The sequence below is a fragment of the Bradyrhizobium sp. Pa8 genome, from assembly GCF_052588265.1.
Genome location: NZ_CP176767.1, coordinates 16,929 through 32,744, shown reverse-complemented (window position 1 = coordinate 32,744; position 15,816 = coordinate 16,929). Strand labels below are relative to the sequence as shown.

General features: G+C 65.3%; 12 protein-coding genes. 6 read left to right on the top strand and 6 right to left on the bottom strand.

Annotated elements, in window-relative coordinates; genetic code table 11:
* Positions 1-22: 22 nt before the first annotated feature.
* On the bottom strand, positions 23-1,216 hold the full coding sequence (locus ACKWRH_RS00125) for a serine hydrolase domain-containing protein (RefSeq protein WP_445218833.1): 1,194 nt from the start codon (positions 1,214-1,216) through the stop codon (positions 23-25).
* 346 nt (positions 1,217-1,562) lie between these two features.
* Here ACKWRH_RS00125 and ACKWRH_RS00120 point away from each other — a divergent pair, with 346 nt between their 5' ends.
* A complete protein-coding gene (locus tag ACKWRH_RS00120) occupies positions 1,563-1,883 on the top strand; it encodes a hypothetical protein (RefSeq protein WP_028150598.1) in 321 nt (106 codons plus the stop codon).
* A gap of 112 nt (positions 1,884-1,995) precedes the next feature.
* Positions 1,996-3,489, top strand: coding sequence for an NAD-dependent succinate-semialdehyde dehydrogenase (locus tag ACKWRH_RS00115; protein WP_445218832.1), 1,494 nt, complete (start codon positions 1,996-1,998; stop codon positions 3,487-3,489).
* Between the two features lie 194 nt (positions 3,490-3,683).
* On the opposite strand, the gene ACKWRH_RS00110 is transcribed toward ACKWRH_RS00115, so the two are convergent.
* The 3 genes from ACKWRH_RS00110 to ACKWRH_RS00100 form a co-directional block, all read right to left on the bottom strand.
* Positions 3,684-5,897, bottom strand: a complete 2,214-nt coding sequence (locus ACKWRH_RS00110; RefSeq protein ID WP_445218831.1) for a SulP family inorganic anion transporter — start codon at positions 5,895-5,897, stop codon at positions 3,684-3,686.
* A gap of 423 nt (positions 5,898-6,320) precedes the next feature.
* Positions 6,321-7,235: a phosphoribosylaminoimidazolesuccinocarboxamide synthase gene (locus ACKWRH_RS00105; RefSeq protein WP_445218830.1), complete on the bottom strand. Its 915-nt coding sequence runs from the start codon at positions 7,233-7,235 to the stop codon at positions 6,321-6,323.
* 77 nt (positions 7,236-7,312) lie between these two features.
* The gene (locus ACKWRH_RS00100) at positions 7,313-8,230 is read right to left on the bottom strand and encodes a pirin family protein (RefSeq protein ID WP_445218829.1); all 918 of its coding nucleotides are present in this window, start codon (positions 8,228-8,230) and stop codon (positions 7,313-7,315) included.
* A gap of 64 nt (positions 8,231-8,294) precedes the next feature.
* Here ACKWRH_RS00100 and ACKWRH_RS00095 point away from each other — a divergent pair, with 64 nt between their 5' ends.
* From ACKWRH_RS00095 to ACKWRH_RS00085, 3 genes are all read left to right on the top strand, one after another.
* Positions 8,295-8,867 carry a GNAT family N-acetyltransferase gene (locus ACKWRH_RS00095; RefSeq protein ID WP_445218828.1) on the top strand — a complete coding sequence of 191 codons (573 nt, stop codon included), beginning with the start codon at positions 8,295-8,297 and terminating at the stop codon, positions 8,865-8,867.
* Positions 8,868-8,929: 62 nt separating this feature from the next.
* Positions 8,930-9,994: a helix-turn-helix domain-containing protein gene (locus ACKWRH_RS00090; protein ID WP_445218827.1), complete on the top strand. Its 1,065-nt coding sequence runs from the start codon at positions 8,930-8,932 to the stop codon at positions 9,992-9,994.
* 144 nt (positions 9,995-10,138) lie between these two features.
* Positions 10,139-11,566 (top strand): serine hydrolase domain-containing protein, encoded by a 1,428-nt coding sequence (locus ACKWRH_RS00085; RefSeq protein WP_445218826.1) that lies wholly within the window; start codon positions 10,139-10,141, stop codon positions 11,564-11,566.
* A gap of 196 nt (positions 11,567-11,762) precedes the next feature.
* Here ACKWRH_RS00085 and ACKWRH_RS00080 read toward each other — a convergent pair whose 3' ends face one another.
* Entirely contained in the window at positions 11,763-13,130 is a 1,368-nt protein-coding gene (locus tag ACKWRH_RS00080; RefSeq protein WP_445218825.1) for an MmgE/PrpD family protein, read from the bottom strand.
* A 119-nt stretch (positions 13,131-13,249) separates the two neighbouring features.
* On the opposite strand from ACKWRH_RS00080, the gene ACKWRH_RS00075 reads away from it, so the two are divergent.
* Positions 13,250-14,365: an FUSC family protein gene (locus ACKWRH_RS00075; protein WP_445218824.1), complete on the top strand. Its 1,116-nt coding sequence runs from the start codon at positions 13,250-13,252 to the stop codon at positions 14,363-14,365.
* Positions 14,366-14,371: 6 nt separating this feature from the next.
* Here the strand turns inward: ACKWRH_RS00075 and ACKWRH_RS00070 are convergent, their stop codons facing one another.
* The gene (locus ACKWRH_RS00070) at positions 14,372-15,685 is read right to left on the bottom strand and encodes an SMI1/KNR4 family protein (RefSeq protein ID WP_445218823.1); all 1,314 of its coding nucleotides are present in this window, start codon (positions 15,683-15,685) and stop codon (positions 14,372-14,374) included.
* Between the last annotated feature and the right edge of the window lie 131 nt (positions 15,686-15,816).

Below are 15,816 nucleotides of genomic sequence, written 5' to 3'. Positions count from 1 at the left end.
GTGGGGAGAACTCGGCTCGTCCTCAGGCCGCCCTCTTCCCGCTGCCCGCATCGAGCCCGGCATAGACGCCACGCTCGAAGCCCGCGAACGTCTCCAGGCACTTTCCATCCGCGAACGGCAACAGCTGCATCAGGATCACGCCGGTGACGTCGCGCGCCGGATCGATCCAGTAATAGGTGTTGGCGAGGCCCGCCCAGGCGAGGCTGCCTGCGCTGCGGCCTTCCGCCGTCCTGGCGGTGTTGATCATGAAGCTGAGGCCCCATTTCTTCGCCTGCTCCGGGTATAGATCGACGTCGTTGGTGTAGATCGGCGCCGCCGTTGCCAGCTTGGTCATGTTGAGATCGCCCATCTGGTTCTGGCCCATCATGGCGATCGTCTCGGCCTTCAGCACCTGGTTGCCGTTGCCGCGGCCCTTGTTCAAGATCATCTGGGTGAACTTGATGTAGTCCGCCGCGGTCGAATAGAGGCCGCCGCCACCCATGTGGAATTCGGGGGTCTGTTCGAGCTCGAACGGAATCGCGGCAAGCTGGCCGTCCTCGCCGCGCGCATGCATGCCGACCAGCCGCTTGCGCATGTCGTCGGTGATCTTGAAGCCGGTGTTGCTCATGCCGAGCGGGGCGAACAGATTGTCGCGCAGATATGTGTCAAGCCGCTTGCCGCTGACCGCTTCCACGGCCTTGCCGACGAAATCGATGTTGGTGCCGTATTCCCAGCGTGTGCCGGGATCGGTCATGATCGGCGTCTTCAGTGCGGCGTTCTGGCAGGTGATAATCCCGGGCGTTCCGGTTTTCTCCATGTAGGTGCCGAAATCGGCATTCCACATGTCGTAGCAAAAGCCGGCGGTGTGGGTCATGAGCTGGCGTAGCGTGATCGCGCCCTTCGCCGGTCGCAGTTTTGGTTCGCCCTTGGCATCAAAACCTTCGAGCACCTGCGGCTTGGCGAGGTCGGGCAGCACCGAACCGATCGGCGCATCCAGCGACAGCTTGCCCTGCTCGACGAGCTGCATCGCGCCCGCTGAAGTCACCGCCTTCGTCATCGAGGCGATCCAGAACACGCTGTCGTCAGTCATCGCATCGGACTTGGACAGGTCGCGCTTGCCGAACGCACCTTGATAGATCACGTCGTTGCCGCTGGCGGCGATCGCGACGACGCCGGGAATCTCCTTGGCGTCGCTCTTCTGGCGCAGGATCTCGTCGATCTGGGCTTTGCTTTGCATACGCGTTTTCCTCCGGTTTGATTATTGTTGGAAGCGAATGATTGTCCTCCGGCACGGTCCGCGCGGCAAGCGCGTCCAGATGCCCGCACTGGTCGCGATGTCGTGACTTGACGGTCCGCGGTGTGCGCAGGACGACAGAGGACTGAACTGCAACACTCCGTCACAATCTGCGGTGGATGGCCGCAACTCAGCGTGACCGTGGATCGGCTCTGGCGATATGTTTCACGTGTTTGAAGCACTTGAAACATTTTGTGCGTTGCGGCGTTTCCGCACGCGGCCAATCGACGGCCAACGATAAGACTTGATGCAAATATTGGCGGTCGGTCATGACCGCGGGGGACCTCAGATGATTTCGACCTGGAGCGAATGGAAGCGCTATCCCCGTCCCGGACGGGGCGACAATCTCGAGGCGCCGATTTCGCCCGGCATCTACGAGGTCCGGATCGCCGGCACCGGCGCGCTCTATTCGTTCGGCGCCGTCGACAATCTGGCACAGGCGCTGGCGCTGCTGCCGGTGGGCTCGAAATCCTGGTTCGGCCGCCGCGACACCTCCGACGTTCCCGATCTCGAATACCGGACGTGCGCGACGTCATCGAAGGCCGACGCCAAGGCAGCCGCCGAGCGCATGATCGGCCGGCGCGAGACCTATATGAGTGGCGCGGCATAACCGCGCCGTTGCCACTTTAACTCCCAGCAGATGTGCGTTGCGGGACGGTGCATTGCGCGCCGTCTGTCCCTATATTCAGGGCCGATCCGATCGCGCCCCGAGGAGTAACGCCATGACCCCGACTGCCGCCGCACGCGCCCCGCAAGCCACGTCCAATCTGCGCGACCGGTTGAAGGATCCGTCGTTGCTGAAGGAGGCGTGCTACATCGACGGCGCCTGGGTCGGCTCGCCGGTCTTCGCGGTGAACAATCCCGCGACCGGCATCGAGCTCGCGAAAGTTCCGCAGCTCGGTGCGGACGATACGACCAAGGCGGTCGAAGCCGCCGAGCGCGCCTTTCCGGCCTGGGCCAAGCACACCGCCAAGCAGCGCTCCAACATCCTGCGCAAATGGTTCGAGCTGATCATCGCCAACCGCGAGGATCTCGCGCTGATCCTCACCTCCGAGCAGGGCAAGCCGCTCTCCGAGGCGCTCGGCGAGGTCGATATCGGTGCCGCCTATATCGAGTTCTTCGCCGAGGAAGCCCGTCGCGTCTATGGCGAGACCATCCCGACGCAGCGGCCCGATGCGCGCCTGCTCGCGATCAAGCAGCCGATCGGCGTCTGCGGCGCGATCACGCCGTGGAATTTCCCGAACTCGATGATTACCCGCAAGGTTTCGCCGGCGCTGGCGGCCGGCTGCACCGTGGTGCTGAAGCCCGCCAACGAGACGCCGCTGTCGGCGCTGGCGCTGGCCGTGCTCGCCGAGAAGGCCGGCGTGCCCAGGGGCGTGCTCAACATCATCACCGGTGACGCGCCGCCGATCGGCAAGGTGCTGTGCGAGCATCCGGCGGTGCGCTTCGTCGGCTTCACCGGCTCGACCGCGGTCGGCAAGATCCTCTACCAGCAGGCCTCCGTCGGCGTGAAGCGGCTCGGCCTCGAGCTCGGCGGCAATGCGCCGTTCGTGGTGTTCGACGATGCCGATATCGATGCCGCTGTCGAAGGCGCGATCGTCTCGAAATACCGCAACATGGGTCAGACCTGCGTCTGCGCCAACCGCATCTACGCCCAGGACAAGATCTACGACGAGTTCGTGCAGAAGCTCTCGAAGAAGGTCGCGGCGATGAAGATCGGCGATGGCACCGAGAGCGGGGTCACGCAGGGCCCGCTGATCAATTTGAAAGCGGTCGACAAGGTCGAGCGCCACATCGCCGACGCCGTCAAGCGCGGCGCCAAGGTCGTGACCGGCGGCAAGCGCAGCGAGCTCGGCCGCTCCTTCTTCGAGCCGACGGTGCTCGCCGACGTCAAGCCGGACTCGCTGGTGGCGCAGGAAGAAACCTTTGGCCCGCTCGCGCCGGTGATCCGCTTCAAGGACGAGGCCGATGTCATTGCGATGTGCAACGCCTCGCCGTTTGGCCTGGCTTCGTACTTCTACTCCCGCGATCTCGGCCGCGTCTGGCGCGTCGCCGAAGCGCTTGAGTCCGGCATGGTCGGCGTCAACACCGGCCTGATCACGACCGAAGTCGCGCCCTTCGGCGGCGTCAAGGAAAGCGGCCTGGGCCGCGAAGGCTCGCGTCACGGCATGGAAGAATATGTCGAGATCAAATACGTGATGATGGCGGGGGTGTGAGGCTCACATCAGCCCCTCCACGTCATTGCGAGCGCAGCGAAGCAATCCAGAATTTCTCCACGGAGACAGCCTGGATTGCTTCGTCGCAAGAGCTCCTCGCAATGACGATGCTAGCTTCGTAGCCCGGATGAGCGCAGCGACATTCGGGGCCTCAACTCCCGCATATCGCTTCGCTCATGCGGGCTACGCAGCTCTCACCGCCGCAGCACCGCGATCGTCCGGTTTGCAAACGTCAGCCGCTCGGCCATGACCGACACGAAATAGGTCAGCAGCTTGTGGCTGAGCGCGGGATCTTCGTTCCTGATGGCGTCGAACTGGAGCGAGTTGAGCACGTAGAGCACGCTGGCGACCTCGGCCTGGATCGTCGCGCTACGCGGCGTGTTCGACACCAGTCCCATCTCGCCGATCGTGGTGTAGCGCCCCAGGCTGCGCACGCGCGTGGTGCGGTCGTCCGCGGGGACCATGATGCCGACGCGGCCGTCGAGGATGAAATGCATGGAATCGGCGGGGTCGCCGGCCTGCACGATGATGTCGCCGGCCTCGACCTCGAGGCGCTGGCAGCGGTGGATCAGCGCGTCGGCGTCGGCCTCGCTGTCGAGTATCCCTGTGAACCAGTCGCGCAGGCTGGCTTCTTCCTGCACCCGCCCCTGATGCTGCGCGATGATCTCGTTCTCGCACCATTCCAGCGCATGATCGAGCTCGCCGATGATGGTGACGCCCTCGCCGACGAAGTCGCTGGCGCGCAGCACCTTCTCGGCCGCCGCCGACAGATGCACCAGGATCAACACGACGCCGAGGTCATGCGCGCTGCGCTTGATCTGGGCGAAGCTGTAGGCGGCCGAGGAGTCGACGCCGGTGACGAGCTTGAAGTCGAACAGCAGATAGCGGCACTCCGGGCGCTCTTGGAGAAGCTGCTTGACGTGCTGGTAGAGCCGGTTGGCGGAGCCGAAGAACAGATAGCTCTGCAAGTTCAGGCCCTGGATGTTGCCGCCATGGGCCAGCAGCACGTCCTGGTCGTCGCGCGAGCGGTCGAGCGAGGAACGATATTCCGAGCCGTCGAAACTGTACTTGATCGACTCCACCCGCGCGGCGCTGAACGCAAACGTCGCGCAGCCGATGATCACGCCGATCAGGATGCCCGGCACGAAGCCCCAGGTGACGATGATCGCGATGATGGCGATCAGCGAGAGATATTCGAGCTTCGACAGCCGCTTGCGCGACTCGATGATCCATTTGTGGAGCTGGTCGGCGCCGAGATAGAGCAGGAGGCCACCGATGACGAATTTCGGGATGAAGCCGAGCAGATCGGGCGCGATGGCAAGCATCAGCAGGGACAGCGCCGCGACCGTAAGGCCTGACAAGCGCCCGCGGCCGCCGCTGGAGAAATTGAGGATCGAGCGGCTGATCGAGCTGCAGCCGGCGTAGCCGCCCAGCATGCCGGTCAGGATATTGGCGGCGCCGGTGACGTTCAGCTCGCGCTCCAGATTGGCCTCGCGATGCACGGCAACCTCGATGCCGGTGGTGTTGAACAGCGTGCTGGAGGCCGTGACGAAGATGACGGCAACCACGTTGCCGAGCAGGTCCGGCACGGCAAACCAGGGATAGCGGGCGAGATCGTCGGTGTGCCAGGGCAGCACGAAGACCGCCTGAGGCGGCGGCTGAAACGTCCAGCCCAGGGCGCGGGCGTGATCGAATGAAACACCGGTGATCCAGAACGCCAGATGCGCCGTGAGCACGCCGCCGACCAGGATGATCGGCAGTCCGAACGGGCTGCGCGAGCGATGCCAGGTCAGGTACAGCACCAGCGCCATCGCGCAGGCGGCGCCCAGTTCCAGCAATGTGGTGCCGTTGGTGAACTGCGGCAGCGTCGTGAACTGAAGCGGGTGGTTGGTGATCACCCGCACCGCGCCCAGGGCGATGAGAAGTCCGGTGGCGCCGAGGAATCCGCCGACGACGGGATAGGGCACGTATCGGATGGCGCGGCCCAGCCGCGTCAGGCCCAATCCGCACAGCACCAATCCTGTCAGCACCGTCGACAGGCCGAGCGTGATCAGAACCGGCGAGAGCAGCGGTCCCGACAGGTTCGCCGTCTCGAGGCGTTCGACCACCGAGGCCGCCAGGATTCCCGTCACCGCCGCGGTCGAGCTGTCGGGAGCGCCAATTGCGAAGGGCAGGGAGCTGCCGAGCCCGATGACGACCGCAAGCACCGCGGAACTGACGAACGTCGCCGTGATTCCGTAGGACAGGTAAGGCGAGAGCGGCCCGGCGAAGATCAGCAGCGAATAGGACAGCCCGAAGGTGACGGTCAGGACGCTGGCCGCCGTGCCGCCCAATATATCATTCAACGCACGCTTGAGGGCCGGATTGAATCGCGAAGCCGGGCTGAAAATGATTGCTGGATCGGTCACGCCGTTGCGCTCGCCCTGAAAAGTCCCGTCCCGAGACGTAGACGAGTACGGGTTTAGCGCAACTGGATTCTTGTAACTGTGAAATATCCGACAGTCTTTGGGGTGAGGATCTCCATTCACGACGTGTGAATGGTCAACCATATGGTGGACAGAAAAAACGAAGCCTGCGCACCCACCGCTGTCATTCCCCGCGAAAGCGGGGAATCCAGTACGCCGCAGCCTCTCCGTATCCCATCGCCGTCTCTGGAATACTGGATCGCCCGGTCAAGCCGGGCGATGACAGTTGAGGGGTGTAGCGGACAGCCTCCCCGACCACGTCATTGCAAGCGCAGCGAAGCAATCCAGGATCTTTCCGCAGAAGCAGTCTGGATTGCTTCGTCGCAAGGGCTCCTCGCAATGACGGAGCGAGAGGTGGCGACGAAGCTAGATCTTCAGCTCTTTCCCCGTCACGCGCCTGTAAGCTTCGAGATAGCGCTTGCTGGTCGCATCGACGACGCTGGCGGGCAGCGGGGGCGGCGGCGCGTCGCCGTTCCAGCGCCCCGCGTGGCGCTCGACGTCGAGATAATCGCGCAAAGGCTGCTTGTCGAAGCTCGCCTGCGGCTGGCCGGGCTTGTAGGCATCGACGGCCCAGAAGCGCGAAGAATCCGGCGTCATGACTTCGTCGATCAGGATGATGCGGCCGTCCTTGTCGCGGCCGAACTCGAACTTGGTGTCGGCGATGATGATGCCCTGCTCGCGGGCGAGCTCCTCGCCGAGCGTATAGACCGCGCGCGTCATGCTCTCGAGCGTGTAGGCCACCTCGTCGCCGACGACTTCGCGCATCTTCGCGATGGTGATGTTCTCGTCATGGCCGGTCTCGGCCTTGGTCGCCGGGCTGAAGATCGACGGCGCGAGCTTCTCGCTCTCGACGAGGCCCGCCTTCAGCTTCTCGCCGGCCAGCGTGCCGCTGGCGGCATATTCCTTCCAGGCCGATCCCGAGAGATAACCGCGGATCACGCATTCGATCGGGAAGACGGTGGTGCGGCGCGACAGCATGGCACGGCCGAGGATCTCGGCGCGATGCGGCTTCAAGGCCGGCACGGCGGCAATGATCTCGTCGGCGTCGGCGCTGATCATGTGATGCGGCACCACGCCTTCGAGCTCGTTGAACCAGAATGCGCTGATCTGGGTCAGCACCGCGCCCTTCATCGGGATGGTCTCGCCCATCACGACGTCGAAGGCGCTGATGCGGTCGGTGGTGACAAGCAGCAGGCGGTCGTCGTCGACGGCGTAGATATCGCGCACCTTGCCGCGTCCGATCTTGGTCAGGGGCAGGTCGCTGGAGAGCATGGTGGTCATCGCAAAGCTTTCGTAGACTTGGCCTTCGGACAGGAGATTCAGGCCGCACTGGATGGTACGGCCTAAATCGGGATAGCCTATTCCGGCAGCGGAATGAACTCATGTTCCTGCGGAACCCCGGCGAAGCGGCCGGTTTTCCAGTCCTGCTTGGCCTGCTCGATCCGCTCCTTGCTGGAGGAGACGAAATTCCACCAGATGTGGCGCGGGCCTTCCAATGCATCGCCACCGAGAAACATCATGCGCGTTGCCTTCAGCGCCTTCACGGTGATGCGGTCGCCGGGCCGGAAGATCAGCAGCCGCGGCCCCTCATAACGCTCGTTCGCGATCTCGACCTCGCCGTCGACGACATAGATCGCGCGCTCCTCGTGGTCGGGGTCGAGCGGCACGCTGGCGCCCGCGACCGCCGTGACCTCGGTGTAGAACCAGGGCGACACCATCGTAACCGGCGAGGTGATGCCGAAGGCGGAGCCCGCGATCACCCGCGCGGTAAAATCGCGCTCGGAAATCATCGGCAGATCGCCCGCGCCGTAATGCTGGAACGACGGCGCGATCTCTTCGGATCCGGCCGGCAGCGCGATCCAGCTTTGCAGGCCCAGCATCTGCTGGCCCGAGGCGCGCTGCGCGTCCGGGGTGCGCTCGGAATGGGCGATGCCGCGGCCGGCGGTCATCAGATTCATCGCGCCGGGCGCGATCTCCTGGACGTTGCCCTCGCTGTCGCGATGCATGATCGAGCCGTCGAACAGATAGGTGACGGTGGCAAGCCCGATATGCGGATGCGGCCGCACGTCCATGCCCTTGCCGGAGACGAACTGCACCGGGCCGAAATGATCGAAGAAGATGAAGGGCCCGACCATCTGCCGCCTGCCATGCGGCAGCGCGCGCCGCACCACGAATCCGTCGCCGAGGTCGCGGGTGCGCGGCACGATGACGAGATCGAGCGCGTCGCAGGACATGGGATCGCCGAGCACGGGATCGTTCGAGGGTTGCCAGCTCATCTTGGTCTCCTGTTTCTTGCTGGTATGATCGTAACAGAACAATGTCGGGAACGGGAGAAGACCGATGATCCCACCGCTCAAGCCAGGCGCCAGGCTGCTCGAGGTCACAGGCCCCCAAATCGAGACGGAACATTTGATCCTGCGGCCATGGCGCGCCAGCGACATTGCGCCGAACGCCGCGATGCTGTCCGATCCCGGCACCGCCCGCTTCATCGCCGCCGACGGCAAGCCGGTCACGACCGCGATTGCCGGCTGGCGTAACGCAGCCGTGATCTCCGGGCATTGGGCGCTCCACGGCTTCGGCATGTTTGCTGTCGAGGAGAAATCGAGCGGCAGCTACATCGGGCGGGTTGGTCCGTGGTGCCCGCCGGGCTGGCCCGGCTTCGAGGTCGGTTGGGGCATCGCCAGCGAATTCCGCGGCAAAGGTTATGCGGTGGAAGCGGCCAGCGCGTCGATCGACTGGGTGTTCGACAGCTTTGAGATCGACGAGATCATGCACTGTATCGAGAGCACGAATACGCCGTCGCAGGGCGTCGCGCGCAGCCTGGGAGCCCGGAAGGAGCGCGAGATCGATCTGTTCGGCAAGCCGGCCGACGCCTGGATCACGTCGCGCGCCGCGTGGACCCGGCGAAATTGAATCGGTCTTTGATCTGAACTAGGTTCGCGTCACGCGCGTGCGTGCGCGATCGGGTCGACCGGATGCTGCTTGCCAGTCTCGAACTTGCCTTTCGCGCCGGCGCCGTAGCGCTGCTGTTGGTGTTGGCGGCATCGTTGTTCTCGGACTTCCGCAACGTGCTGGCGGCTCGCCTCGGCGCAGCCTTCGCGCTCGGCTCGGCCGCGCATGCGGTGAGCTATTCGGTCGGCGTGACGTCGCTGGTGCCGGCCTGGCATGCGCCGCTGATCGCACTGTCGACCGGCAATATCGTGGTGTTCTGGCTGTTCACGCGCGCGCTGTTCGACGACGATTTTCGCCTGCGCTGGTGGCACGGGCTTGCCTGGGGACTGGTGACGGCCTTCAGCTTCGCTGGCTGCGTCTGGATTGCGCCGGGCGGCCACGTGCGGTTCTCCGTCACCGTGGTGAACCTGATCGTGCTCGGCTTCATCGCGCTCGCGGTGGGGCAGACGATCGCCTCGTGGCCGGCCGACCTGGTCGAGCGCCGGCGGCGTGCCCGCGTCTTCATCGTCTGCGCCGCCGCGCTCTATGGCGGACTGAACGCGCTGCTCCAGATTGCCGTCGCCGGCAGCGACGTCGGCGATGCCGCCAACACCATCAATGCCGGCGTGCTGGCCTGCGTCGTCGCGGCCATCGCCTACGCGATGATGCGCGTCGATGGTGCCGACCTGTTTCCGGCGACGGCTGGAATCACGCCGGCGGTCATTCTGAGCCATCCGGCAGCCACCGATGAATCCGCCGACCAGAAGCTGATCGATGCCCTGATGCGGCTGATGGCGGACGAGCGGATCTATCGCCAGGAGAACATCACCATCGGCGTGCTGGCGGGCCGGCTGAAAATTCCCGAATACAGGCTGCGCCGGCTGATCAACCAGCGGCTCGGCTACCGCAATTTCAATGTGTTCCTGAACAACCACCGGATCGAGGAAGCCAAGGCCGCGCTCGCCGATCCCGCGCAGGCCGAGGTCCCCGTCATCACCATCGCGATGGACGCCGGCTTTCAGTCGCTCGGCCCCTTCAACCGGGCCTTCAAGGCGGTCACGGGCGTGACGCCGACGGAATACCGGCGGCTGAAGGTGAGCGCGGCGTAAGTTCTAAGCCTTTATAATCGCGCCGAAATTCCAGAATCGACCAGTCCGGTTCAGTTTCAGCCAGTCCATTTTCCAAATCCGGCGAGCACTCCTCCGACCGCTCCGGCTTTCTCCCGGCACGTTCCCCGAAGCCGGAGAAAGCCCGTGACCCGCCGCCGCAAGATCATCCTCCTTACCACCGCCGTCGCCTGTATCGGCCTCGCATTCGGCGCGGCTCGCGCGCGCAACGCGCCGCAGGTCGCCACCGGCTTCCTCGCCGACATCCTCTGCGCCGAGACATTCGTCTCCGGCCTCGATCCGCAGCGCACCTTCACCGAGACCACGGACGCGATGCCCGGCACGGGCCTGATCACCTGGGCGATGGACTACCAGATCGACCGGGTGCGCAAGGATGTCACCGTGACCCTGTTCGGCCTCGGCCGCAGCCATGCCGTCTATCGCGAGGGGCTGGGCTGTACGCTCGAGCACGGCGCTGATATCGCCGACGTCGCGCCGCCGGCGGATGATAAGCAACCCGCATTGCTCCCCGAGACCGCGGGACCTTCGATCGTGCCGCCGCAAAGCGAGGGGCTATCAGCCGCACTCGATCGCGCCTTCACCGAACCTCCGCAGCCGCCCACCCGCCGCACCCGCGCCATCGTCGTCATGAAGTCAGGCCGCGTCATCGCCGAGCGTTATGCGGATGGCGTCGGACCGGAGACGCCGCTGCTCGGCTTCTCCATGACGAAGTCGGTGATCTCGGCGCTAACAGGCATTCTCGTGCGCCAGGGCAAGCTCAAGCTCGACGGGCCCGCGCCGGTCGCCGCCTGGAAGAACCCGGACGATCCCCGCCACGCCATCACCGTCGACCAGCTGCTGCGGCACACCGCGGGCCTCGCGCTCGGCGGCTCGCTGCAGGCTTCGCTCGGCTCCGCCTTCGAACCGGTCAATCGCATGAAATTCATCGAGGACGATATGGCCGCCTATGCCGCGAGCATGCCGCCTGCGACCGCGCCGGGCACGGTGTGGAATTATCACGACGGCAACACCATCATGCTCGCGCACCTGATCCGCAACGCTGCCGGCGGCAACCCCGCGGACGCGCTGTGCTTCGCGCGTCGTGAACTGTTCGCGCCGCTCGGCATGCGCCACGTCACGCTCCAGCTCGACGGCGCCGGCACGATCGAGGGATCGAGCGAGATGCTGGCCTCCGCGCGCGACTGGGCGCGCTTCGGCCAGCTCTATCTCAATGACGGCGTCGCCGGCGGCAAGCGTATCTTGCCGGAAGGCTGGGTGAGCTACTCCGCCACGGCCACGCCGAATGCCTGGGTCGGCATCGGCGCCGGCTTCTGGACCAACCGGGGCGACAGTTTTGGCGCGAATTTTCGCGTCGAGCACGGCTGGCCGCGCGATGCCTTCTTCGCCAAGGGCACGATCGGGCAGTACACGATCGTCATTCCCTCGGAGCGGCTTGTGATCGTGCGGCTCGGCCGCTCGCCGAACTGGCCGCCGGAAGCGGATGGCGTGTTCGACCTAGTGCGGGATGTGGTGGCAGCCACGCGCGAGAAGGGGAAAATGGCGGGGGTGGATTGAGCTGCGAGCTCCTCTTCCCTTCTCCCCTTGTGGGAGAAGGTGGCGCGAAGCGCCGGATGAGGGGTCTCCATCCGCGCATTCAAAGGGAGTGGGACTCGCGGAGAGAACCCCTCACCCGGCTCGCCGCTTCGCGGCGATCCACCCTCTCCCACAAGGGGCGAGGGTGCACCGTCTGCGTGGCGTTAGCTCACGCCCACTACCTCCCCAGCTCCGTGGCCTTCGCCACGCGGTCGAACCGCTCCAGTGTCATGATCGCGTCCGCAAACTTCTCCGCGCGCGCGTTCAGCACCGGGCGCGCCAGCGTCAGAAACTTCTGCTGCATCGCCTGCGCATCGGGGAAAGAATTCGGCTCGCCGGAGGGATCGGCGTAGAGCCGCTCGTGCACGCCGTCATCGGTGGTGATGCTGACGCGCGCGCCAAAGGGATGGGTGCGGCCGACCTCAAGCCGGTCGTCCTGCACCACGTCGAACTTGTCGGCGAGCGCGTCGATGGCGGCATCGCCAAGGCGGTTATAGTCGTCCCAGCCGAAGGAACCCTGGTCGAGAGCGAGCGCGCCGGTGAAGAACATCGAGAACTGGCCGCCGACGATCGAGGTCGGATGCCGCTTGGTCGCGGCATCGCCGGTCAGGGTGATGCCGTTCCGATGCAAACCGATCTCGACGCGCTTGACCTGGTCGGGCGTCAGATTGTGCTCGCGCCGCATCGCGATCAGCGCGTCGATCGCGGCATGGGTGTAACGGCAGCTCGGATACGGTTTTACGCCGATCTTCATCGTCTCGTAGGTCTTGCCGAGCTCGGCCACCGCCTTGTCGGGATGCGCATCGTCGGTGTAGCCGGCGAGCAGGCCGTGCTTGCCCTCGACCGATTCCGTCGCGCCGACGAAATCGTTGCGCGCCAGCGTCGCGGCGATCACGCCATTCATCGCGGCGGCGCCGACCTGGTAGCGCTTGTTCCAGGCGCCGTTGACCAGGAATTGCAGCGAGCCCGCGGCCTGGCTGCCGGAGACGCCGAACGCGGCGATGATCTGCTGCTCGGACAGGCCGAACAATTTGCCGGCCGCGGCTGCCGCGCCATAGGTGCCGGCGGTCGCGGTCGGATGGAAGCCGCGCGCATAATGCGAGGTCGGGTCGAGCGCGTTGCCGAGCCGGCAGCAGACCTCATAGCCCGCGACGATCGCGGTCAGCACGTCGCGCCCGGAGGCGCCGACCATCTCGCCGACGGCGAACGCGGCCGGAACCACCGGCGCACTCGGATGCAGCGAGGAATCGGCGTGGGTGTCGTCGAAGTCGAGGGAGTGGCCGAGCGCACCATTGAGGAGGGCGGCGACCGCCGGCGTCCAGGTCTTGCTGTCGCCGAACACGGTGGACTCGCCTTTGGTGTCGAGCGCAAGCGCTTCGAGCATCTTCAGGATCGAGGGGGTGGATTCCGACTCGCTGCGGGCCCGGATGGCGCTGCCGAGGAAGTCCAGCGTCAGCACTTTGGCGCGATCCAGCACCTCCGCCGGAATATCCTGGTATTTCAGATTGACGACATAGGCGGCGAGCGTTGCGGTTTCGTGAGCCATCGTGTTTCCTCGTTTTGGCGCGCAAGTTAGGCGGGCTGATTTGGCCTTTCAAGCGGCCTTGGGGCCGCGGGCATCAGCCATGCTTTTGCCTGGCTTCAAAGGGATCGGGACGTCTGACGATGGCATTTGCAAAACAGTTGTTCGACCGGATCCGATCACGGCGGACGCAACTCGGTTTGGCGATCCGGGTCACGGTGGCCGCAGTGGCGGCCTATGCGATCGCCACCGCGCTGCATCTGCTATTGCCGCTCTGGGCCGTGCTGACCTCGCTGATCGTGACCCAGATGAGCGTCGGCCGCTCGTTGAAGGCGACGCGGGACTACGTGCTCGGCACCATCGGCGGCGCCCTCTATGGCGGCGCCATCGCGATCCTGATCCCTTATTCCACCGAGGCGGGCCTGTTGGGGCTGCTGGTGCTGGCGGTCGCGCCACTCGCCTTCGTGGCGGCGATCAACCCAAGCCTCAACGCCGCGACGGTGACCGCCATCATCGTGCTGCTGGTTCCGACCATGCATCATTCCGATCCCTTGGCGTCTGCGATCGACCGCGTCAGCGAGGTCGGGGTCGGCGCCATCACTGGCCTGCTGGTCTCATTCCTGGTGCTGCCGTCGCGCGCCGTGCGGCAGATCCGCGCCAGCGCGGCCACGCTGCTCGAACTGATCGCGGATGCCTTCACCGAACTGCTCGCGGGGCTCACGCGCGGCCGCGACAACGATGCGCTGCACCGGATCCAGGACGGCATCGGCACGGCAATGGTGGGCATGAATGCCATCGGCGCCGAAGCCGAGCGTGAGCGCTCCGCGCGACTGTCGAGCGGGCCCGACACCGGCCCGCTGCTGCGCACCGTGCTGCGGCTGCGCCATGACGTCGTGATGATCGGCCGTGCCACGGTGGTGCCGCTGCCTGCCGAGGTACAGATGCGGCTTGCGGCTCCGCTGACGGAAGTCTCGACCGTGATCGCGCGATTCCTTCGCTCCGCCGCTGCGGCCTTGCGCGAGGGCGCCGGCGCGCCGGCGATCCATCCGGTCCACGTCGCGCTCCAGCATTATGCCGAGGCCGTTGCCGCCGTCCGTCATGACGGCCTGATCCGCGGCCAGCCCGGCGACACCGCCGAGCGCTTCTTCGCGATCGGCTTCTCGCTGGAGCAGATGCACCAGAACCTCTGCGATCTCGATCGCGTCGTCGGCGAATGGTCGGAAGCCTCGACCGACAAGTCCGCGCGCGTGGCGGAGTGAGTCGGGTTACAGATCGAAGAACGCCAGCTGCGTCGTGTCGCGCTTCTCGATGCCATCGGTCAGCGCCTTCAGCGCAACGTCAAAACCCGGCTGCGGCTGCTCCAGCTCCCACGCGCCGTCATGGTCCCACTGAAAGCACTGGCCATAGCGCTCGCCGGGCTCGACATGGAGCAGCAGGCAGCGGCTGAGCTGCGACGGCTCGGCAACCGGCACCAAATGCTTGAGTGACACGCCGTATTCCTTCCGGAAATAGGCGCAGGCCTCTTCGAGCTCGTCCTCGGAATGGGCAATGAAGTCCAGGACATTGCGAAGCTGCGTGGCGAGTTCATCAGGCGCATAGAAGCGAAGCTCGGACGATGATTCAGGCAGCCGCACCAGCAATTCGGTCTCGCCGCGCGTCAGCAGGAACTTGCGATAGTCATCGGGCAGCCGGACGCCGAGCACCTGCTCCGCTTTGCTCACGTCCGCTTCGCTCGCCAGCGTACCGGGTTTCCAGCGCCAGCCTTTTGCGGACGTTCCCGCCTTGCGCTGGGCCGCGTAGTCCTCATAGCCGGGAAACGACATGATGTCCTCATAGCCGCCGAACCGCGACCATTGAAAGGCGTCGTCAAAGGCTTCTTCGCGCCGCTCGGGAAAATAGCCGCAGAGCAGCTCGGCGCGCTTGAGGATGCGCGCGTGGTTCGGGGCGGTCTTGCAAAGATGTTCGATCGTCTTCAGCGAGGCATCCGGATCGTCGGCCTGAAGATAGACGTCGCTCAGCAACTCGAGAATGCGTCCTTCGAGATCGTTCTCGTAGAGCGACCACGCATAATGCGGCTGCCCGGCAGCGCGCCGCGCAACGAGCGTATCGCGCGCCTGTTCGGCGGAACGCACCGCCTGTGCGAGATCTTCACCGGCGACCTTGCCGCGGCGAGCGGCGTGCCAGAGATACAGCGGCTCATGTTCGGCCCGCGTGCCCTTGAGCGCGTCGAGCTGCGCGGCCTGCTCGGCCATCGGCGCGCTGAGCGCCAGGATCATCAGCTCATCGAGGCCCTTCTGCCAGTCCGGCTTGGCTTGCGGATTGGGCCCGAGGTCGCGCAGCGTGTAGTTGGTGTGATCCGTCTCGACATAGCCGGCCGCGACCAGCTTGGCGACATGGCGACGGAAGGCCGCGGCGGCGCCGGCGATATCAGGAAATTCCTTGCGCAGAAATTCGTTCGCGTCGGGGGCGCCCTTCCAGTTCATATGAACGCCGATCACCATGGGATCGCTGCCCGGGACCAGCATCAATTCGCGATCGTCGTCGCCGGGCGCGCGGTGGAAGAACTTTGCCAGATACATGCGACCTCCGAGCGCGCCGCCGGTATCGGGGCGCCACGTCTCAGTCGCGGTTTCAGGGAAACCGGTTCATGCCGTCAGGCAAGAGCGTTTTCAAGCGAAGCGGATAGCGGTTCGCGTGAAGAAAACGCGCC

Bases quoted from the DNA above. Each gene is read 5' to 3' on its own strand.
- ACKWRH_RS00080 (WP_445218825.1), bottom strand. From the start codon at position 13,130: ATGGCTCACGAAACCGCAACGCTCGCCGCCTATGTCGTCAATCTGAAA.
- ACKWRH_RS00095 (WP_445218828.1), top strand. From the start codon at position 8,295: ATGATCCCACCGCTCAAGCCAGGCGCCAGGCTGCTCGAGGTCACAGGC.
- ACKWRH_RS00100 (WP_445218829.1), bottom strand. From the start codon at position 8,230: ATGAGCTGGCAACCCTCGAACGATCCCGTGCTCGGCGATCCCATGTCC.
- ACKWRH_RS00120 (WP_028150598.1), top strand. From the start codon at position 1,563: ATGATTTCGACCTGGAGCGAATGGAAGCGCTATCCCCGTCCCGGACGG.
- ACKWRH_RS00090 (WP_445218827.1), top strand. From the start codon at position 8,930: ATGCTGCTTGCCAGTCTCGAACTTGCCTTTCGCGCCGGCGCCGTAGCG.
- ACKWRH_RS00070 (WP_445218823.1), bottom strand. From the start codon at position 15,685: ATGTATCTGGCAAAGTTCTTCCACCGCGCGCCCGGCGACGACGATCGC.
- ACKWRH_RS00115 (WP_445218832.1), top strand. From the start codon at position 1,996: ATGACCCCGACTGCCGCCGCACGCGCCCCGCAAGCCACGTCCAATCTG.
- ACKWRH_RS00075 (WP_445218824.1), top strand. From the start codon at position 13,250: ATGGCATTTGCAAAACAGTTGTTCGACCGGATCCGATCACGGCGGACG.
- ACKWRH_RS00125 (WP_445218833.1), bottom strand. From the start codon at position 1,216: ATGCAAAGCAAAGCCCAGATCGACGAGATCCTGCGCCAGAAGAGCGAC.
- ACKWRH_RS00105 (WP_445218830.1), bottom strand. From the start codon at position 7,235: ATGACCACCATGCTCTCCAGCGACCTGCCCCTGACCAAGATCGGACGC.